Consider the following 18,661-nt stretch of genomic DNA (forward strand, 5'->3'; position numbering starts at 1 on the left):
CACGCTTTTTGACAGCCCTCCGCGCCAGTGCCTTGTGCACTGGCGTTTTTCTGTGCCTGCTCACTTTTTCAACGAGCGCCAATTCCCAATTGGAAGGCGTCAGTGATGAAATCGCTCGCCAACAATCGCAATTGGCCGCACACAACAAAAAACTGAATCACCTGCAACGGGATTTAAAAGCGCAAGCCACGCGGATTGAAACGCTATCGAAACGAATTCGCTCTGCACAGAGCGCTCTTGGTGATACAGAGGCCGAGATTGAGACGCTCACTAAAAAACAGGCCCGTCTCCAACAAGAGATGATTGGCCAGCAAGCCTTACTGGCCGACTTACTGGACGCACAATACCGTCAAGGCCAACACGATCAGCTCCAGCGCCTACTCAGTGGCGACGACATTGCACAATTAGACCGACTCACACGCTATGCCGAAACCTTGGCACAATCTCGTCAAGCTGCGATTGAATCCCTCGCCGCCACACGTACCGAATATCAGTTAACCGCGCACCAGCTGAAACAACAACGCGATAAGCAGTCTGCTTTGGTCGCCGAACTGCAAGAGAAAAAGCGGGATTTGGAAAGCGAGCAAGCCGCACAAAGTCAAACGGCGAAAAAAATTCGCGCACAAATTGCCAGTGACAGTGCCTACCTTGCGGAACTCAACGCGAACAAACAACGTTTACAAGAAGAAATCGCCGCGGCGGCACGACGCGCCACCGTGAAGATGGCAGGGATTGCGAATGCCAAAGGCAAGCTCACTTGGCCCGTCAAAGGCACGTTGTTACACCGTTTTGGCGAACGTCAGTCCGGCCAAGTCAGTTGGAACGGTGTGGTGATTGGCGCCAAGCGCGGCACCGAAGTGAAAGCGGCGCATGCGGGTAAAGTGGTGCTATCGAGCTGGTTGCGTGGCTATGGCCTATTGATTGCCGTAGACCACGGTAAAGGTGACATGACCTTGTATGGTTATAACCAAGCCCTGCTAAAAGATGTGGGCGATACCGTGACCGCCGGTGAGCCTATCGCCTTGGTCGGCGACAGCGGTGGCCAATCCACCCCTTCCCTGTATTTCGAAATTCGCCGCAAAGGCAACACCACCAATCCACTCCCTTGGCTGGATTAAAAACGCCCACCAAATAGGTGGGCGTGCGGATGTTTTGCGCGCTTCAGCGCCGCTAAACCAGAGGCGTTAGCGCTGCCAATCGAGGATCACCTTGCCAGATTGTCCTGAACACATCACATCAAAGCCTTGTTGGAAGTCATCCACGCTGTAGTGATGGGTGATGATCGGGGTTAAATCCAAGCCAGATTGAATTAACGATGCCATCTTGTACCAGGTTTCGAACATCTCGCGGCCGTAGATACCTTTGATCACGAGCCCTTTAAAGATCACCTGATTCCAGTCAATGCCCATATCACTCGGTGGGATGCCAAGGAGCGCAATCTTGCCACCGTGGTTCATGGCCGCCAGCATGCTATTAAACGCCGCCGGCACCCCAGACATTTCGAGGCCAACATCAAAGCCTTCCGTCATGCCAAGCTCTGCCATTACCGACTCCAGAGAGGACTCAGCCACATTGACCGCGCGCGTGACACCCATTTTGCGGGCAAGCTCAAGGCGATATTCATTCACATCGGTGATCACCACATGACGTGCCCCAACATGACGCGCCACCGCAGCGGCCATGATGCCAATCGGCCCCGCGCCGGTGATCAACACGTCTTCGCCCACCAAATCAAAGGACAGCGCCGTATGCACGGCATTACCGAATGGGTCGAAAATCGAGGCTAGGTCATCGGAGATCTCATCTGGGATTTTGAACGCGTTAAACGCGGGGATCACCAGATACTCCGCGAAGGCACCTTCGCGGTTAACGCCTACACCAACAGTGTTGCGACATAGGTGAGTACGACCGCCGCGACAGTTTCGGCAGTGTCCACAAGTGATATGCCCTTCACCCGATACGCGGTCACCCAATGAGAAGCCGCGTACCTCCTGACCAATGCCGACCACTTCACCGACATATTCGTGGCCAACCACCATAGGTACCGGAATGGTCTTTTGCGACCACTCATCCCATTTGTAAATGTGCACGTCGGTGCCACAGATAGCCGTTTTTCGAATCTTGATTAGTAGATCGTTGTGACCCAGCTCGGGAAGCTCGGTCTCCGTCATCCAAATGCCGGGCTCCGCTTTGAGTTTCGCCAAAGCTTTCATGGTTGTTTGTGTCATGACATTACCCAATCAGTTGCATCTCTTTGCCTACTTTAATGAAGGCATCAATAGCTCGGTCCAATTGCTCACGTGTATGCGCGGCTGACATCTGGGTGCGGATACGAGCTTGACCTTTCGGTACCACAGGGTAGGAGAAGCCCACCACATAGACGCCCTCTTCCATCATGCGCTCAGCAAACTCACTGGCCACTTTGGCATCGCCAAGCATCACAGGAATAATGGCGTGATCGGCCCCAGCTAGCGTAAAGCCAGCTTCCGTCATGCGTGCACGGAAGTGCTTGCTGTTGTCCCAAAGCTGCTCACGCAAGTGGTCACTTTCGGCCAGCATATCCAGTACACGGATAGAGGCAGACACAATCGCGGGGGCCAGCGAGTTGGAGAAGAGGTAAGGGCGCGAACGCTGACGTAGCCAATCAATCACCTCTTTTTTGCCTGACGTATAGCCCCCTGACGCGCCGCCCATCGCTTTACCCAAGGTGCCGGTGATGATGTCGACACGATCCATCACTTGATGGTATTCGTGCGTCCCTCGGCCATGCTCGCCCATAAAGCCAACCGCATGGGAATCATCCACCATGACTAGCGCGCCATATTGCTCTGCCAGATCGCACACAGCTGGTAAGTTCGCCACCACGCCGTCCATCGAGAAGACACCATCAGTCACAATCAAGATATTCGCCACACCGGCGGCTTTCGCGGCTTTAAGCTGGGCTTCCAGCTCGTCCATATCGTTGTTGGCATAACGGAATCGCTTCGCTTTACACAAGCGTACGCCATCGATAATTGACGCATGGTTTAGCGCATCAGAAATAATGGCATCGTCAGGGCCGAGAATGGTTTCGAACAAGCCCGCGTTAGCATCAAAGCATGAGGAATACAGGATGGTATCTTCCATCCCGAGAAAGTCAGATAACTTGGCTTCCAAGGTTTTGTGTGCATCTTGCGTCCCACAAATAAACCGTACCGACGCCATACCAAAACCGTGCTCATCCATCCCTGCCTTGGCGGCCTTGACCAACTCAGGATGGTTCGCCAGTCCTAAGTAGTTATTGGCGCAAAAGTTCAGTACCTGCTGCTCATGATTGACGGCAACACTGGCCGCTTGTGGCGAGGTAATAAGACGTTCACTTTTGTACAAGCCATCAGCTTTTACTTGCTCAAGCTGGTGACGAATTTGCTGATAGAAGGCAGCCGTCATCGCAATCTCCATGCTGTGATGATTACTTTAGGAAGGTCGCTGCCTAACAGTGGCAGCGAATGATGGCGGCTATCATGGCACGTTAAATACCCAGGTGCCAATAAGGGATGTCAGACAGTGATTCATATCGTGTAATCGCTGTCATCTTGTTTGAATATCGCGCAGCTAAGCAGGCAAACCGTCGAACTACTCAGTTCAGCGTGTCTAAAGCATGCTTATCTTGGCGAACTAATTGCTTGCGATAGTGGTCTATTAATACACCAATGGCGGCTTGTCCTTGTGCGGTGGTTAAGGGCCTGAGAAGCTCTAGCATTTGCAGAACCCCTTTATAAATCACCCCCGCGTGAATTTGCGTTTGGGGAGCCTGGGCGCTTTGGTAAAAAATCCAGCTCGACGCCACCAACTTCAGGGTTTCGCCAACGGCACTAAGGGCACTTTCATCCAACGCAAGCCAGCCTGCTTGGCTATAGTGTTGAAGTATGGTCATTAAATTGACTTGCAGCTGTTGCTGGGCGGCCAAGTACTTTTGTTGCAAAGCTTCATCTCGGCGCAGAATGTCGGGCAGGTTGGCGTAAAAAAACCGATACCGCCACATCAGGCTAAACGTCGCATCTAAATAATGCTGCAACAGGGCTTGGGTATCGTCGCGTGGCTGATGAGGATCAAACGCCAAGGCGAGATCTTGCGCGTATTGGTCGAATATACTGTGTATAATCGCCTCTTTATTGCGAAAGTGATAGTAAAGGTTGCCCGGACTGATACCGAGGTCAGCCGCAATATGGTTTGTGGTAATATTTGGCTCGCCGTGTTGATTGAACAAAGCCAGTGCAGCATGGATAATTCGATCGCGGGTTTTCATGTATGGTTCTGTCCTCTGCCCGGTTGATGCTAAACCATACTATCACAGACAACAGCGAAGGCGACGGCGTCTGTCGTCAGGCAAAAATTTAGGTAATGATATGATAATTGTGACAGGTGGCGCCGGCATGATCGGCAGCAACTTAGTAAAAGCACTCAACCAGCAAGGCTATCGCGATATTGTGGTGGTCGATAACCTAAAAGACGGCACCAAGTTCGCTAACCTCGTTGATCTCGATATCGCCGACTACATGGATAAAGACGATTTCCTCACCCAAATTATGGCGGGTGATGACTTTGGTCCTATTGAGGCGGTTTTTCACCAAGGCGCCTGCTCTTCCACCACAGAGTGGGATGGTAAGTACATGATGCTCAATAACTATGAGTACTCCAAAGAGCTACTCCATTATTGTATTGAGCGTGATATTCCGTTCTTATACGCCTCATCAGCAGCCACTTACGGCGGCCGTGATAGCGATTTTATTGAAGCGCCCGACTATGAAGGGGCACTCAATGTCTATGGCTATTCGAAGCAGCAATTCGATAACTATGTCCGTCGCGTATGGGACGATGCGGCAGCTCATGGTGAAACACTGCCACCCATCACCGGCTTTCGCTACTTTAATGTGTATGGCCCGCGCGAGCAGCATAAAGGCAGTATGGCCTCAGTGGCCTACCACCTTAACCAACAAATTTTAAACGGTGAAAATCCCAAGCTTTTTGAAGGCAGTGATACCTTCAAGCGTGATTTTGTCTATGTCGGCGATGTTTGCGCAATGAATATCTGGTTCTGGCAGCAGCAAATCTCTGGGATTTTTAACTGTGGTACCGGCCGTGCTGAGCCATTCAGCGCCGTTGCCAATGCAGTGATCGCATTTCACGGCAAAGGCGAAATCGAAGAAATTCCATTTCCTGCCCACCTGAAAGGCCGTTACCAAGCCTACACGCAAGCCGATCTCACCAAGGTTCGAGAGGCAGGCTACACCGCAACATTTAAAACCGTTGCTGAAGGTGTTGCCACGTACTTGGCCGAAATTAATCGCTAATAACAATAGTTCGCCCCAGTGAGGCTGGGGCGTGAGAAAGAGCAATGACAAAACAGCGACACGATTACGACGCGCATGCCTACAACCCAGAATTTTCGCGTGCCTATCTGGCGCCCAAATACTGGGGCACATGGCTGATGCTTTTGGTTGCCCTTCCCGTTTGTTTACTCACTCCGGCTAAGGCGAAGTATCGCTTTTCTCGCTGGGTCGCCAACAAACTGGTAGCAAAGAAAAAAGGTACCATTTTGAATGCATGGCTTAACCTCGAAGCCTGCTTTCCTGACAAATCCGCCGAGGCTCGTCAGGCGATTTTGGTAGAAACCTTGACCACGGCTGGGGCCTTTTTGCTTAGCTTTCCGCTGATCACCTTGCGAAGCCGCCATTGGTTTCAACACCACTGTGACGTCGCGGGCATAGAGCATATCACTCGCCACACGGATAATGGCGAAGCGGTGATCCTATTTGTCCCCCACACATGGGCCATTGATGCCGCAGCCATTCTGTTTGCTTCTCAAGGGCTACCAGTGGCGGCCTTTTCTAAACGACAAAAGAATCGCCTGCTGGATTGGCTGATGCATCGCCAACGCGTGCAATACGGCGGGAACTGCTACGAACGTGAGGCCGGAATTAAACCCTTTATTCGCGCCGTTAAACGCGGATTTCTAGGTTACTACTTGCCCGATGAAGATATGCGTGATGAAAGCAGCGAATTCGTGCCGTTTTTTGCCACCACCAAAGCCACCTTGCCAAGTTTGGGCAAGCTAAGCAAAGTGACCCGTTCCCATATTGTCCCGGTATTGTCCGGCTTTAATGCCCAAACAGGGCGATTTAACATCACCGTTTATCCCGCATTCAACGACTTTCCGACCGGCGAAAGTCAGACAGATGCACGCGCTATGAATGCGCAAATCGAGACAATGCTAGAAGGACAGCTAGACCAATATATGTGGATTCTTCAGCTTCTCCGGACCCGAGAAGATGGCCGCAACATTTATCAAGAAGCAAAAAAGAAGGCGGCAGCATGATGAACATACTGGTCATTGGTCCCTCTTGGGTAGGCGATATGGTGATGTCACAATCACTGTATAAAACTATTAAGCAACAGCACCCTAACGCCAAGATTGATGTGATGGCACCAGCGTGGTGTGCCCCAATTTTGGCACGCATGCCAGAGATCAATCGCAGCATTGAGATGCCGCTCGGCCATGGCGAATTTGCGCTCGGTAAACGTCGCCAATTAGGTAAAGCACTCGCAAAGCACCACTATGATCACGCCTATGTGTTGCCTAATTCGGCCAAATCGGCACTGATCCCTTGGTTTGCCAATATTCCAGTGCGCACAGGCTGGAAAGGTGAAATGCGGTATGGCTTGCTGAATGACTTACGCCCCAACAAGAAAGCCTTTCAGTACATGGTTGAGCGCTATGTCGCATTGGCTCACCCTCGTGCTGAGATGCAAAGCTCAGCCTCACTCGGCGGTCTTGAAGGCCTGCCAAAGCCTGAGTTATCCATTGACCCTGACGCACAAGCGGCCGTGGTCAAAAAACTGGGGCTGAATCAAGATAAGCCCGTGCTTGGTTTATGCCCAGGGGCCGAATTTGGCCCAGCGAAAAAGTGGCCCGAACGCCACTATGCCGCGGTCGCACAAGCGCTGATTGCACAAGGCTACCAAGTATGGCTGTTCGGCTCGGCAAAAGACGTTGAAACCTGTGAAAACATTGCCGCACTGTCTGGCCAGCAAGATGACATGTATGTATTAGCGGGGAAAACCAGCCTGATTGAAGCCGTTGACTTACTCGGCGCCTGCCAAACCGTGGTCAGCAACGACTCGGGTCTGATGCATATCGCTGCCGCGGTAAATTGTCATGTCATTGCGGTATATGGCTCCACATCCCCGGAATATACGCCCCCATTAACCCATAAAGTCGATATTATTCACACCGATATCGACTGTCGCCCATGCTTTAAACGCGAATGTCCGTTAGGGCATTTAAAATGTTTAAACGATTTGGACCCACGTCAGGTAATTGATCTAGTGGCAAGGACAGGGAAGCCATCATGACCAAAACAACTAATACTCTTGCCGTCGCACTGATTGTAAAAAACGAGGCACACAATCTCGAGCCGTGTCTACAGTCCGTAGATGGCTGGGTCGATGAGATCATCATTCTTGATTCTGGTAGCACCGATCAGACGCTCGATATTGCCAAACAATATACGGACAAAGTCTATATTGAATCAGATTGGCAAGGTTTTGGTAAGCAGCGACAGCGCGCACAAGCATATGTGGAAAGTGATTTTGTCTTGTGGCTAGATGCTGATGAACAAGTCACACCTGAATTAAAAGAAAGCATCTTAAGTGCCATTAATAGCCAACAGACGAACACAGTTTATTATGTGAACCGACTATCCCGTGCATTTGGTAAGGAAATAAAACACTCTGGTTGGCACCCTGATTGGATCTGTCGTCTCTATAAAACATCTGAGGCTCAGTATTCTGATTCGCTAGTCCATGAACATGTTTTAGTACCCAGTACACATCAAAAAGTCTATTTAGGTGGTGTATTAAAGCATAATACATTTCATTATCTTCATGAGTACACCGCGAAGACTAACCAGTACATAAAGCTTTGGAGTGATCAGAGGGAAGGTAAAAAGTCGTCGAGTGTATTAAAAGCTATTAGCCATGCACTATTTCGATTCATAAAAATGTATATATTAAAAAAAGGCTTTTTAGATGGTCGACATGGGCTTGTCCTCGCACTTCTCAGTGCTAATGTCGTCTTCACACGCTATGCCGACTTGTGGTTGAGAGACTATGTTAAGAGGCAATCTTGATCATGCACATTTGCCATGTCAATCTTGCATCTGGGTTTAGCGGCGGTGAGCGACAAACACTCACACTGATCAAACAACAGCTCGCAATGGGTTATCGACTCACTGTGGTCGCTAACCCCAAAAGCCCGTTTGCTGATGAAATTCGCGCGCTTGAACAGTGCCAATTAGTGCTTTGTAAGCATTATACTCGCTCGCATCAGCGCTCAATCACCGCTGACTGCGATGTGGTACATGTTCATGAAGGCCGAGCCATTTATTGGGCGCTGCTCCAGCGCTTGATACATGGCGTACCCTATATCGTCACGCGACGCATTGATAACCCCCTAAAGCGTAAATGGCTATCTCAACTTGCCTATACACGTGCAAGCACGTTGGTCGGGCTCAGTTCGGAGATTGTCCGCCAGATAACTCGGCGCCACCCTCAAGCGAATGTAGCAACCATTCCTAGCTCTCCGGTTCATTATCCGGTTTCAGACGCGGACGTCGACGCGATTAAGGCGCAGTTTGCTAATAAGTTTTTGGTCATTCAAGCCGCGAATATGTACGCCCATAAAGGCTTTGATGTCACAATTGGCGCCGCCAAGGTGCTCGAGAAGCATGCTCCTCAGGTTCACATCTGCTTACTAGGCGACGGTAAAGCGCGCGCTGAGCTCGAAAAACAAGCACAAGGCCTTGACAACATTAGCTTTATGGGTAAACAAAGCGCAATGGGGAACTGGTTCGCGGCCGCCGATTTGCTGGTCCATCCGTCGTATAGTGAAGGGCTAGGCTCTGTGATTCTCGAAGCGATGGCCACAGGCTTGCCGGCAATTGGTACGAAGGCAGGCGGGATCCCTGATATTATTAATCACGAGACTAATGGCTATCTGATCCCGTCTGGTGATGCTGCATCACTTGCTCACTATATTGAAACACTATCTCAAACACCTGAGGTGTTAGAATGTATGGCCCGAGAAGCATTAAATACAGCCAAAAAATTTGATATCTCAATATGTGCAAAAAAGTATCAAGATATTTACCAGCACGTCATCCATGAAAAACTATAGCTTATCTAAACCGTTGTTTGCCCAGAATGCTTTATTTCTCACGGTTTCTTGAAAGATATCCTTGTTTATAGACGGTCTTTTAAGCTCTTGATGATAAAGGTGCAGTAATGCTGCACCAAATTTTAATGCTTTTGTTTTTATACCAACGCCATTCAAACGAAACTCAATATCTGTGTCTTCACCCACTGCAGGCGCTTCATAATTCATATCAAATCCGTTGATTTTTTTGAAATCGTTTTTAAACAAAGAAAAATTACAACCGATAATCGACTTTTCTAAACGCCTTTTTAACATTAGATTTCTGAGAAATTTTATATGAATACCGTTTTCAATGTGTTTACCGGTAACGTCTGTATCATAACCTAACAGATTAAACCACAAATAACGGAACATCATTGGAATAAAGTGAACATGACTAAACGTTGATTTCTTTGGCGAAGAATATAACTTTTTGGTATATTTTTCAGATAGTTCGACACGACGTCCACAGACAACCTTCCCTTTTTCTGCAGCATACAGATGATCTTGTACAAAACCATATTGAGGTACACAATCGCCATCGATAAAGATTAAATAATCAGTTTTAGACGCAGCAATCGATTTATTCAAAATTCGATTTTTTCTAAATCCTTTATCTTCATGCCAAACATGAAACACGCGAAAAGGAAGCAATTTAATATAGTCTTTTAACCATGAAGTGATATCATCGGATGATCCATCATCGGCAACAATCACATCAAAATTATAGTTTGATTCTTCTTTGAGTGATTGAAAAATCATACTTAATGCCTTTTTATTATTGTAAAAAGAAATAATGATTGTTGCTTTTTTATAATCCATAATATTTTGCAATCGTTTGGAAAGTCATAATTTGTTTAGTAGTATAACAATTATGTATAAAGTTTGGGACTGATTCGTGCGCTGGCTATACACCTTTATCCTGACTCTTGTTGCCCCGTTGTTATTAGTGGGCCTGTACCGAAAGCGTCCTGGGAAACCGGCCGTCGGTGCGCGATGGCGTGAGCACTTTGGTCGTACGCCGGCTGTTGAGGGGCAGCCGATTTGGCTGCACGCGGTTTCTGTGGGCGAAGTGCTCGCCGCGAAACCCGTGATTGCCGCGTTGCAGAAGGCCTATCCATCCATTCCTCTGCTCGTCACCACCACGACCCCAACCGGCGCCGAACAGGCAGAAAAGATAGAAGGCATTATCCATCGCTATATGCCAGTCGATTTTAACGTCGCTGTCCGTGGTTTTTTGCGCGCAGTCAATCCCCGCCTGTGTGTGATTATGGAAACCGAGCTGTGGCCAAACACTCTCGCTAATGTCCATCAAGCCGGTGTGCCTATCGTGGTCATCAATGCGCGCTTGTCCGAGAAAGCGTGCCGCGGCTATAAACGGATCGCACCGCTATTTCGTACCATGAGCCAAAATATCGATGTGATTTTATGTCAGCACGACAGCGATAAGGCCCGTTTTGCCGAATTGGGTGTTGCCGACAATAAGCTCGCGACGGTCGGCTCCGTCAAATTTGATATTAAAGCTACGGATCCTCATCTGGGCCAATCACTGATTGATAACATTGGTGCTCGTCCATGCTGGGTTGCCGCCAGTACGCATGAGGGAGAAGATGCCATCATGCTCGACGCCCATGCCGCTTTGCTCCGTGATTATCCCGATGCCTTGTTAATCTTGGTTCCCCGTCATCCGGAGCGGTTTGATGGCGTAGAGGCGCAGATCCACACCCACGGACTCAGTGTCCAGCGCCGTACAAGTGACGCGCCAATCGCCCTTTCCTCGCAAGTCTATTTAGGGGATACCATGGGAGAAATGATGACATATCTGGCTGCTGCGAACGTGGTTGTCATGGCGGGTAGCTTTCTCGGCCCTAAAGTCGGTGGGCATAACTTGCTCGAGCCTGCCGCGCTCGCAAAGCCGCAGTTAACGGGACCCAGCTACTACAATTTCCAAGTGATTGGTGACACCTTGATTGAAGCGGGCGCCTTGCAAGTGTGTAACGATAGCCGAGATATTGCCGCGAAGATCGGTGCCTTTTTCTCGTCCCCACCCTTGGGCGCGCAAGCAGGACAAGCGGGATTGCAGGTTGTTGAGCAAAACCGAGGGGCAGTCGAACGTACCTTGCAAGCACTGGCGCCTTGGTTAAATCGCTAACCCCTATTTGCGAATCTTGTTATAGCCTTTTAGCACGGCGGCCCAATCTTCGGGCTGCCAGTGGATTTGACGCTTTTCCTTCTCTTTTTTAAACGATCGATGCAAACGCGCTAAGTTGTCTTCTTTCCACTGTTCACCGTCACGCTGCTGACATTTGTCGAAATCAATTAACCACAACTTGCCTTTCTTATCGCGAAGAATGTTGTGAATATTGAGGTCAGTGTGACAAACTCCGGCATCGTGAAGCCGTCGCACGAGTCGTCCGATAGCTCGATAGTCATGAGCCAATAGTGCATGCTCACAGAGGATAGCTACAAGATCACGCGCGCCTGGCACTTTTTCAACCAGAATATCTGCCCGATACGTGCGCCCAGATTTGACCGCGCGCGCCGCAACCGGTCGAGGCACTGGCAACTTTTTCGCCCGCAAGTAGGCAAGTAACGTCAGCTCCGCCCCGCAACGGGTTGTCTCCCAACCGGTGAACCAGTATTGATCTTTTACCAACTTACCGAACAAACCGCCCCGATAATAATGGCGCAATGCCATCTCCATCTTAGGGCCACGCACAAAAAAGGTCGTGCCGCGTCCTTTTGCTGAACCCGTCACCGCTGCTTGCTGATGCCAATAGTGAATATCGAAATAGTGGCGTGGATCCCCTTCCACTAATTCAGGGTCAAACCAAATACATTCGTTGTCGCTCTGTTCTACTTCTATACTCACTGTTTTTCCTATCTTGCGGTCGCTGCAGCGCCTATCAGTGTAACGCGCCTATTTTCAGATTCACAGACGCGCCACAATGAAGAACAATGCGTCTCGACGCATGATTTGATAACCTCTGCCCAGATAACACATCAAAAGGACAACCCTGTGACCAAGAAACAACTGACCCGTGTGATTTACCCGGGCACGTTTGACCCCATCACCAATGGCCATCTTGATTTGGTTGAACGCGCTGCAAGCATGTTCGATGAGGTCATCGTAGGCATTGCCGCAAGCCCCAGTAAAAAGCCCCTGTTTGATCTGGACGAACGCGTCGCCTTAACTCAAGCGGTGACCAGTCATTTGCCCAATGTCTCTGTGGTCGGTTTTTCTGGGCTACTGGTGAATTTTGCCAAGCAATACCAAGCCAATATTTTGGTACGTGGTCTACGTGCTGTCTCTGATTTCGAGTACGAGTTCCAACTGGCCAACATGAATCGTCGTTTGATGCCTGAGCTTGAAAGCGTATTTCTCACTCCATCCGAAGAGCACTCATTTATCTCATCAACCTTGGTCAAAGAAGTGGCACTGCACGGCGGCGACACCAGTGAGTTTGTGCACCCTGATGTCTTAACCGCGCTTTGCAATAAGCTTCACGTCAACACGCCATCATAGTGGCTGGCAATGCGGGCAGAATACCGTTGCCCGCTGCCCAATCACCACACGCTCTAATACCGTCTCGCATTGCGGACAAGGTTCGCCGGCTTTGCCGTAAACCCGAAGCTCCTGAGCAAAATAGCCTGCTTTGCCATCTGCATTGGTAAAGTCTTTTAAGGTTGTGCCCCCTTGGGCAATCGCCGCCGCAAGTACGGTTTTTATCTCATCGACAAGGCATGCTGCTTCTGAGTGCGTCAGGCTCCCTGCTGGGCGTTTGGGGTGGATCCCCGCACAAAAAAGAGATTCATTGGCATAGATGTTCCCCACGCCAACGACCACCGCGTTATCCATAATGAAGGATTTCATCACCAGTTTTTTACCCTTCGCACGCGCCAGTAAATAATCAGCGTTAAAAGCGTCACTTAATGGCTCGGGGCCAAGCTTGCTCAGCACTTGATGCATTGTATCCTGCGCTTGCCACAGCCAAGCGCCAAATCGTCTTGGGTCGTGATAACGGATCATCATATTGTTGCTGAGGATGACATCCACATGGTCATGCTTTTCTGGGGCTAAGCTGGCGGGTAATACCCGTAAACTGCCCGACATCCCAAGATGCACAAGCGCCGTCCCCAGATCGCACTCGAGCAACAAATATTTGGCACGACGTGTTATCCGGCGAATCACTTGGCCTTGGAGCAATTGCAATTCATCAGGCACCAGCCAGCGCAGCTGTGGTTGACGAACAATAATTTGGGTGACGGTCTGACCTTCAACATAGGGAGTGATCCCCATGCGACTGACTTCAACTTCAGGTAATTCAGGCATGATAAGGACTTTTACTTACGACTTAGTCAACGGAAAAAGGTAACGGCTATCAACAGACACCGCCAGCCATTGGCCTTGCTCATTTTGCATTAACCAAAATTGCGGCTGCTGATAATAGGTAATACGGATAGGTTCTTGATCAGGACTACGCAGTAGCTCAAGCGTCCGCGGCGCGGTCAGTTGCGGCCGCAGAGATTGTAAAGTGGCGTCATTCACTTGTGTTCCTTTCAGTCCCAGCCAACGTTGAGCGAGCTCCGTGGGGCTAATCAATAACGGCTTATCGGTTTGCCAACCATCAAGCGTACGCGTCAAGGTTAAGTGAGAGAAGCGCAGCGCGAGCACCTCACTGCGTGACGTCACCAAGGCAATCACACCGTCAGGCATCTCTCGAGCGTGACGTTGGTGGCGCAGGTAGTCAGGTAATAGCATCAAACCGAAAAAAATCACCACGGAAAAAATGAGGATGTTGTTCCACGTTTTTCGTTTTAGCTTCATGAGACACCGCCACTGGATACCCGACTTTGTTAATCAGCAGTATATACACAAATGAGGCTGGCGTTGATAGCTAAGCGACCGGATGGTCCAGCGAGGGAAAATAGATATAAAAAAACCCAGCCTAGGCTGGGTCTTTCTCGAAACTTTCAACCAATTACTTGATTTTGGCTTCTTTATACATAACGTGCTTGCGAACTACGGGATCAAATTTTTTGATCTCGAACTTGCTTGGCATGTTACGTTTGTTCTTATCTGTGGTGTAGAAGTGACCAGTACCAGCAGAGGATACTAGACGAATCTTCTCGCGAATGCCTTTAGCCATTCTCTAAGTCCTCTTATACTTTCTCACCGCGGGCACGCATTTCTGCTAGTACAGAATCGATACCTTTTTTGTCGATGATGCGCATACCTTTAGTAGATAGACGCAGTTTAACGAAGCGTTTTTCGCTTTCTACCCAGAAACGATGAGTTTGCAGGTTCGGCAGAAAACGACGCTTGGTGGCGTTATTAGCGTGAGAGCGGTTGTTACCAACTACAGGACGCTTGCCAGTTACTTGGCATACTCGTGACATGAAAGTCTCTCCAAAATCGTTTCAGCTCGATATCAACCTTGTCCGCCAGTCCTGCAAATTCAAGGTCAGGCTCAAGGTCAAGGCTATCAAAGGTGGCGCATTATACTAACTGAATTCACATTGCTCAAGTCCCGAGCAGATCCTTTTGCGCTCTTTTTGATCGTTTTTTTTCGCCAAAGGCGATCCTCAAAGGGATAACAACCAACCTCGTTCGGCGAAGGATACCACTTCTCCGTCCCCAACCACCAGATGATCAAGCACACGAATGTCGACTAATCCCAACGCTTGAACAATTCTTTCGGTGATTTGGCGGTCGGCCTGACTCGGCTCTGCCACACCCGAAGGGTGATTGTGGGCCAATATGAGCGCCGACGCATGTAATTCGAGTGCACGGCGCACAATTTCACGCGGATATACACTCGCCGCATTGTGAGTGCCCTCAAAAAGTTGCTCATCGGTAATGACACGGTGTTGATTGTCGAGAAATAACACATAAAACGCTTCGCGGGGCCGGTCTCGAAGCAACGTCGACAAATAACGGCGGGTATGATCAGGGCTAGTCAGAGCATCGGTTTTACTTAACGTTTCTTTTAAATAACGGCGGCTAAGCTCCAATACCGCCTGAAGCTGGGCATATTTCGCGCTTCCTAGCCCTTTATGCTGACAAAACGCAGCTTGGTCAGCACCCATCAGCGCACGCAACGAGCCAAAGTCATTTAACAGGTAGTCGGCCAGCTCGACCGCACTCATCCCCGTCACCCCAGTTCGCAAAAAAATCGCCAGTAACTCGGCATCAGACAAGCTCTGTGCCCCTCTACTCAGCAAACGCTCTCGTGGGCGGCAATCTTGCGGCATGGTTTTTAAGCTCATGATCGTTCTCCCTTTGCTGAGCCAGTCGTCGGCTACGACAAAGCCGATAGTAGGGAGAGGACGCCGCCTTGATACAAGCGCATCATGGCAAGGTTGCGTTTCAGTAGCCTATTTTTATTCCCCGTTGCGTGTGCTTTTCAGCAGACATCAGCCCATATCACAGCCCACCTGGCTCACACCGTGCGAGGATTCATGCGCTTGAACAAGCTTTTTACGCTAAGGATTATGGTATGGTTGCGCCATTCACTGACAACGATATCACGCATTATGGCCAGTTCTTCACAACAGCCAGCCCAGACGCTGGCAGGAAAACGTATACTGCTCGGTATGGGCGGCGGCATTGCCGCGTATAAATGTGCCGACCTCACTCGACGTCTTATTGAACGTGGGGCGACGGTCAAGGTGGTGATGACTCGCGCAGCAAAAGAATTCATCACCCCGCTGACCATGCAAGCCGTTTCCGGTCATCCGGTATCAGATAGCTTACTTGACCCCGCCGCTGAAGCGTCGATGGGCCACATTGAATTAGCCAAGTGGGCAGATTTAGTCTTGCTCGCCCCCGCGACCGCCGACTTAATTGCACGCGTCCATGCTGGCATGGGCAATGATCTGCTCACCACGGTGTGTCTCGCCACCGATGCGCCGATTGCGATTGCACCTGCAATGAATCAACAGATGTATCGTGCAGCTGTCACGCAAGCCAATATCGCCGCCTTGGGCGCGCGCGGTTGCCTGATTTGGGGGCCCGACAGTGGTGCACAAGCCTGTGGCGATGTCGGCCCGGGGCGCATGCTAGAGCCGATGGCGTTAGTGGCAGAATGTGAGCACTGGGCCGGCCCTACACCTCTAGTTGGCAAGCACATCATGATCACCGCCGGGCCAACCCGAGAAGCACTCGACCCGGTGCGCTATCTTTCCAACCATAGTTCGGGAAAAATGGGCTATGCGCTCGCAGAAGCCGCCCGAGCACTGGGTGCCACGGTCACCCTAGTCAGTGGGCCAGTCGCACTGCCAACGCCCACCGGCGTGCACCGTGTTGATGTGACCAGTGCACAACAAATGTATGAAGCCGTCCATGCCAGCATTGCCTCACAAGACATTTTTATCGGCTGTGCGGCCGTAGCGGATTATCGTCCCCAAACCGTTGCCGAGCAAAAGCTGAAAAAACAAGCCGATAAAGATGCCATGACAGTCACCATGGTGAAAAACCCTGACATTATCGCCTCGGTAGCTGCGCTGTCGGATACAAGGCCTTTTACCGTTGGCTTTGCGGCAGAAACACAGGATATCGAGACCTATGCACGCGATAAGCTTGCACGTAAAGGGCTCGACATGATTTGTGCTAACGATGTCTCGCTTTCAGACCAAGGATTTAATAGCGATCACAACGCCTTACACCTTTTCTGGCCGAACGGTGATCTCGCACTACCGTTAACAGAGAAAGCATCCTTGGCACGCACTGTGATGACACATATCGCCAGCCGTTATCACGCGGCGGATACCAAAGCGTAACGTAAAAAAACGCCGTTACATCAAGTGTAAAAGCGTGCGCCAAGGCCACGCTTTTTGCTTTTAATACAGGCACCTCACCGCTAAGATAAAGAGCATGACTAACACGCTTGGTGGCACCTCGTCCTGATGCTTCCTTTACCGCCCGCCAACGTGAGAATAAAAGACAAAGGAATCGCATGAATGGCAGCCCCGAAAAAAAATAATCGCCGCGAAGAGATCCTCCAAGCGCTCGCGCAAATGCTGGAATCCACGCAAGGCAGCCAGCGCATCACGACCGCCAAATTGGCCGCCCAAGTTGGCGTCTCCGAGGCCGCACTCTATCGCCACTTTCCCAGCAAAGCACGCATGTTTGAGGGCTTAATTGAGTTTATTGAGGACTCATTACTGTCCCGCATCAACCTGATTATTGATGAAGAGAAAGACACCTTAGTGCGTCTTAAGCTCATTCTGCAGTTGCTGCTTGGATTTGGTGAGCGCAACCCAGGGCTGACGCGTATCATGACAGGCCATGCGTTGATGTTCGAGCAAGACCGCTTACAAGGTCGCATCAACCAATTGTTTGAGCGTGTTGAAGCACAGCTCAAGCAAGTACTTCGGGAAAGACGTTTACGAGAAGGGAAAGGCTTTCCGCTCGATGAAGCGGTGCTTGCGAGCCAACTAATTGGCCAAGTTGAAGGCAGTTTGTGCCGTTATGTGCGCTCATCTTTCAAACAACTGCCTACCGCCAACTTTGAACAGTACTGGCAATTGCTCACCAGTCAGCTGCAATAAGCCATGCAAGCAATCAGGCGCGCCGTGGCGCGCCCAGTCAAGGTTAAATACCATACTCTGCTTGATAGGTTTTGACCGCTGCCAGCTGTGCCGGATCAGCCTCGCTTTGCTCTAGATAGGTCACTAAGTCGCTTAAACTAATGATAGAGACAACGCGGCAGGCAAAATCACGCTCCACTTCTTGAATCGCAGACAGCTCTCCTTGGCCCCGTTCTTGGCGGTCAATCGCCACCAAAACACCGGCAAGTTGCGCACCTTGCGCCTGGATCAGCGCCATAGATTCACGAATAGCAGTACCAGCGGTGATCACATCATCCACCAACATCACGCGACCTTCGAGCGCACTGCCCACTAACTGGCCGCCCTCGCCATGATCTTTTGCCTCTTTGCGGTTAAAACAGTAAGGCGTATCCACATCATGATGATCGGCAAGCGCGACCGCGGTGGTGGTTGCAATCGGGATCCCCTTGTACGCAGGGCCAAATAGCACATCGTAATCAATCCCAGCATCCATTAATGCAGCGGCATAAAAACGACCCAATTTTGCTAAATCACGTCCGGTATTAAACAAACCTGCATTAAAGAAATACGGGCTCTTACGGCCGGATTTCAGGGTGAATTCACCAAACTTTAAAACCTGCTTTTCAAGGGCAAACTCAATAAACTGGCGCTGGTAGGCTTTCATTCCATCCTCTCACTATTAAAACGGTTGTGACGGTTATGTCACGGGCTCCATCCTGTTCTCAGGGCATCGAGTAGGGTGAGGCGTTGCCGCCTCATCCCTCTCACAGAACCGTACATACGGACCTCGTATACGGCCATGACACTTATTCCACTATACAGCATAAATACTAAACACATGCCCTGTCCTTA

Annotated in this window: 21 protein-coding genes; 10 read left to right on the forward strand and 11 right to left on the reverse strand. The window is 50.1% G+C overall.

What is annotated here, in order from left to right; translation table 11 throughout:
* Positions 1-8 precede the first annotated feature (8 nt).
* Positions 9-1,118 (forward strand): peptidoglycan DD-metalloendopeptidase family protein, encoded by a 1,110-nt coding sequence (locus BGK46_RS15740; RefSeq protein ID WP_254659701.1) that lies wholly within the window; start codon positions 9-11, stop codon positions 1,116-1,118.
* A 66-nt stretch (positions 1,119-1,184) separates the two neighbouring features.
* On the opposite strand, the gene tdh is transcribed toward BGK46_RS15740, so the two are convergent.
* From tdh to BGK46_RS15755, 3 genes are all read right to left on the reverse strand, one after another.
* A complete protein-coding gene (gene tdh, locus BGK46_RS15745; RefSeq protein WP_101494759.1) occupies positions 1,185-2,213 on the reverse strand; it encodes an L-threonine 3-dehydrogenase in 1,029 nt (342 codons plus the stop codon).
* 19 nt (positions 2,214-2,232) lie between these two features.
* Entirely contained in the window at positions 2,233-3,429 is a 1,197-nt protein-coding gene (locus BGK46_RS15750; RefSeq protein WP_069590876.1) for a glycine C-acetyltransferase, read from the reverse strand.
* A gap of 190 nt (positions 3,430-3,619) precedes the next feature.
* Positions 3,620-4,288, reverse strand: coding sequence for a TetR/AcrR family transcriptional regulator (locus BGK46_RS15755; protein WP_069590877.1), 669 nt, complete (start codon positions 4,286-4,288; stop codon positions 3,620-3,622).
* 100 nt (positions 4,289-4,388) lie between these two features.
* Between BGK46_RS15755 and rfaD the strand changes: the two genes are divergently transcribed.
* From rfaD to BGK46_RS15780, 5 genes are read left to right on the forward strand one after another with little or no spacing between them, the layout of a single operon-like run.
* Positions 4,389-5,333: an ADP-glyceromanno-heptose 6-epimerase gene (gene rfaD / locus BGK46_RS15760; RefSeq protein WP_069590878.1), complete on the forward strand. Its 945-nt coding sequence runs from the start codon at positions 4,389-4,391 to the stop codon at positions 5,331-5,333.
* Positions 5,334-5,377: 44 nt separating this feature from the next.
* Positions 5,378-6,358 (forward strand): lipid A biosynthesis (KDO)2-(lauroyl)-lipid IVA acyltransferase, encoded by a 981-nt coding sequence (locus BGK46_RS15765; RefSeq protein WP_069590880.1) that lies wholly within the window; start codon positions 5,378-5,380, stop codon positions 6,356-6,358.
* Positions 6,358-7,395 carry a lipopolysaccharide heptosyltransferase II gene (gene waaF / locus BGK46_RS15770; RefSeq protein WP_139130802.1) on the forward strand — a complete coding sequence of 346 codons (1,038 nt, stop codon included), beginning with the start codon at positions 6,358-6,360 and terminating at the stop codon, positions 7,393-7,395. The genes BGK46_RS15765 and waaF overlap by 1 nt, the downstream gene beginning before the upstream one ends.
* A complete protein-coding gene (locus tag BGK46_RS15775; RefSeq protein WP_069590883.1) occupies positions 7,392-8,171 on the forward strand; it encodes a glycosyltransferase family 2 protein in 780 nt (259 codons plus the stop codon). Before waaF ends, BGK46_RS15775 begins: the two co-directional genes overlap by 4 nt.
* A 2-nt stretch (positions 8,172-8,173) precedes the next feature.
* Positions 8,174-9,217 (forward strand): glycosyltransferase family 4 protein, encoded by a 1,044-nt coding sequence (locus tag BGK46_RS15780; RefSeq protein ID WP_069590885.1) that lies wholly within the window; start codon positions 8,174-8,176, stop codon positions 9,215-9,217.
* Here BGK46_RS15780 and BGK46_RS15785 read toward each other — a convergent pair.
* Positions 9,212-10,057 (reverse strand): glycosyltransferase, encoded by an 846-nt coding sequence (locus tag BGK46_RS15785; protein WP_069590886.1) that lies wholly within the window; start codon positions 10,055-10,057, stop codon positions 9,212-9,214. The genes BGK46_RS15780 and BGK46_RS15785 overlap by 6 nt on opposite strands.
* A 76-nt stretch (positions 10,058-10,133) precedes the next feature.
* On the opposite strand from BGK46_RS15785, the gene waaA reads away from it, so the two are divergent.
* A complete protein-coding gene (waaA, locus tag BGK46_RS15790; protein WP_069590888.1) occupies positions 10,134-11,387 on the forward strand; it encodes a lipid IV(A) 3-deoxy-D-manno-octulosonic acid transferase in 1,254 nt (417 codons plus the stop codon).
* Between the two features lie 3 nt (positions 11,388-11,390).
* On the opposite strand, the gene BGK46_RS15795 is transcribed toward waaA, so the two are convergent.
* Complete coding sequence (locus BGK46_RS15795) at positions 11,391-12,101, reverse strand: 3-deoxy-D-manno-octulosonic acid kinase (RefSeq protein WP_069590907.1); 711 nt, start codon at positions 12,099-12,101, stop codon at positions 11,391-11,393.
* Positions 12,102-12,254: 153 nt separating this feature from the next.
* Here BGK46_RS15795 and coaD point away from each other — a divergent pair, with 153 nt between their 5' ends.
* Positions 12,255-12,761 carry a pantetheine-phosphate adenylyltransferase gene (gene coaD, locus BGK46_RS15800; protein WP_069590889.1) on the forward strand — a complete coding sequence of 169 codons (507 nt, stop codon included), beginning with the start codon at positions 12,255-12,257 and terminating at the stop codon, positions 12,759-12,761.
* On the opposite strand, the gene mutM is transcribed toward coaD, so the two are convergent.
* The 5 genes from mutM to radC all read right to left on the reverse strand — a co-directional run bounded on the left by mutM (position 12,756) and on the right by radC (position 15,505).
* Positions 12,756-13,568 (reverse strand): bifunctional DNA-formamidopyrimidine glycosylase/DNA-(apurinic or apyrimidinic site) lyase, encoded by an 813-nt coding sequence (mutM, locus tag BGK46_RS15805; protein ID WP_069590891.1) that lies wholly within the window; start codon positions 13,566-13,568, stop codon positions 12,756-12,758. The genes coaD and mutM overlap by 6 nt on opposite strands.
* Before the next feature lie 15 nt (positions 13,569-13,583).
* The gene (locus BGK46_RS15810) at positions 13,584-14,063 is read right to left on the reverse strand and encodes a hypothetical protein (RefSeq protein WP_069590893.1); all 480 of its coding nucleotides are present in this window, start codon (positions 14,061-14,063) and stop codon (positions 13,584-13,586) included.
* Positions 14,064-14,217: 154 nt separating this feature from the next.
* Positions 14,218-14,385, reverse strand: a complete 168-nt coding sequence (rpmG, locus tag BGK46_RS15815) for a 50S ribosomal protein L33 (protein ID WP_069590895.1) — start codon at positions 14,383-14,385, stop codon at positions 14,218-14,220.
* Between the two features lie 13 nt (positions 14,386-14,398).
* Complete coding sequence (gene rpmB / locus BGK46_RS15820; RefSeq protein WP_069590897.1) at positions 14,399-14,635, reverse strand: 50S ribosomal protein L28; 237 nt, start codon at positions 14,633-14,635, stop codon at positions 14,399-14,401.
* 186 nt (positions 14,636-14,821) lie between these two features.
* Positions 14,822-15,505 carry a RadC family protein gene (radC, locus tag BGK46_RS15825; protein WP_069590899.1) on the reverse strand — a complete coding sequence of 228 codons (684 nt, stop codon included), beginning with the start codon at positions 15,503-15,505 and terminating at the stop codon, positions 14,822-14,824.
* A gap of 267 nt (positions 15,506-15,772) precedes the next feature.
* Here radC and coaBC point away from each other — a divergent pair, with 267 nt between their 5' ends.
* Together coaBC and slmA are read left to right on the forward strand one after the other, a co-directional pair.
* Positions 15,773-17,017: a bifunctional phosphopantothenoylcysteine decarboxylase/phosphopantothenate--cysteine ligase CoaBC gene (coaBC, locus tag BGK46_RS15830; RefSeq protein WP_069590911.1), complete on the forward strand. Its 1,245-nt coding sequence runs from the start codon at positions 15,773-15,775 to the stop codon at positions 17,015-17,017.
* A 180-nt stretch (positions 17,018-17,197) separates the two neighbouring features.
* Positions 17,198-17,788 carry a nucleoid occlusion factor SlmA gene (gene slmA, locus BGK46_RS15835; RefSeq protein WP_069590901.1) on the forward strand — a complete coding sequence of 197 codons (591 nt, stop codon included), beginning with the start codon at positions 17,198-17,200 and terminating at the stop codon, positions 17,786-17,788.
* 43 nt (positions 17,789-17,831) lie between these two features.
* Here the strand turns inward: slmA and pyrE are convergent, their stop codons facing one another.
* Positions 17,832-18,473 (reverse strand): orotate phosphoribosyltransferase, encoded by a 642-nt coding sequence (gene pyrE, locus BGK46_RS15840; protein ID WP_069590903.1) that lies wholly within the window; start codon positions 18,471-18,473, stop codon positions 17,832-17,834.
* Positions 18,474-18,661 lie beyond the last annotated feature (188 nt).

It is taken from the genome of Salinivibrio sp. SS2, assembly GCF_001722075.1.
GTDB classification, from domain to species: domain Bacteria; phylum Pseudomonadota; class Gammaproteobacteria; order Enterobacterales; family Vibrionaceae; genus Salinivibrio; species Salinivibrio proteolyticus.

Coding starts and splice junctions, on each gene's coding strand:
- rpmB (WP_069590897.1), bottom strand. CDS start 14,635: ATGTCACGAGTATGCCAAGTAACTGGCAAGCGTCCTGTAGTTGGTAAC.
- radC (WP_069590899.1), bottom strand. CDS start 15,505: ATGAGCTTAAAAACCATGCCGCAAGATTGCCGCCCACGAGAGCGTTTG.
- BGK46_RS15765 (WP_069590880.1), top strand. CDS start 5,378: ATGACAAAACAGCGACACGATTACGACGCGCATGCCTACAACCCAGAA.
- rfaD (WP_069590878.1), top strand. CDS start 4,389: ATGATAATTGTGACAGGTGGCGCCGGCATGATCGGCAGCAACTTAGTA.
- pyrE (WP_069590903.1), bottom strand. CDS start 18,473: ATGAAAGCCTACCAGCGCCAGTTTATTGAGTTTGCCCTTGAAAAGCAG.
- BGK46_RS15785 (WP_069590886.1), bottom strand. CDS start 10,057: ATGGATTATAAAAAAGCAACAATCATTATTTCTTTTTACAATAATAAA.
- BGK46_RS15810 (WP_069590893.1), bottom strand. CDS start 14,063: ATGAAGCTAAAACGAAAAACGTGGAACAACATCCTCATTTTTTCCGTG.
- tdh (WP_101494759.1), bottom strand. CDS start 2,213: ATGAAAGCTTTGGCGAAACTCAAAGCGGAGCCCGGCATTTGGATGACG.
- BGK46_RS15750 (WP_069590876.1), bottom strand. CDS start 3,429: ATGACGGCTGCCTTCTATCAGCAAATTCGTCACCAGCTTGAGCAAGTA.
- waaF (WP_139130802.1), top strand. CDS start 6,358: ATGAACATACTGGTCATTGGTCCCTCTTGGGTAGGCGATATGGTGATG.
- slmA (WP_069590901.1), top strand. CDS start 17,198: ATGGCAGCCCCGAAAAAAAATAATCGCCGCGAAGAGATCCTCCAAGCG.
- BGK46_RS15775 (WP_069590883.1), top strand. CDS start 7,392: ATGACCAAAACAACTAATACTCTTGCCGTCGCACTGATTGTAAAAAAC.
- mutM (WP_069590891.1), bottom strand. CDS start 13,568: ATGCCTGAATTACCTGAAGTTGAAGTCAGTCGCATGGGGATCACTCCC.
- BGK46_RS15755 (WP_069590877.1), bottom strand. CDS start 4,288: ATGAAAACCCGCGATCGAATTATCCATGCTGCACTGGCTTTGTTCAAT.
- coaBC (WP_069590911.1), top strand. CDS start 15,773: ATGGCCAGTTCTTCACAACAGCCAGCCCAGACGCTGGCAGGAAAACGT.
- rpmG (WP_069590895.1), bottom strand. CDS start 14,385: ATGGCTAAAGGCATTCGCGAGAAGATTCGTCTAGTATCCTCTGCTGGT.
- BGK46_RS15780 (WP_069590885.1), top strand. CDS start 8,174: ATGCACATTTGCCATGTCAATCTTGCATCTGGGTTTAGCGGCGGTGAG.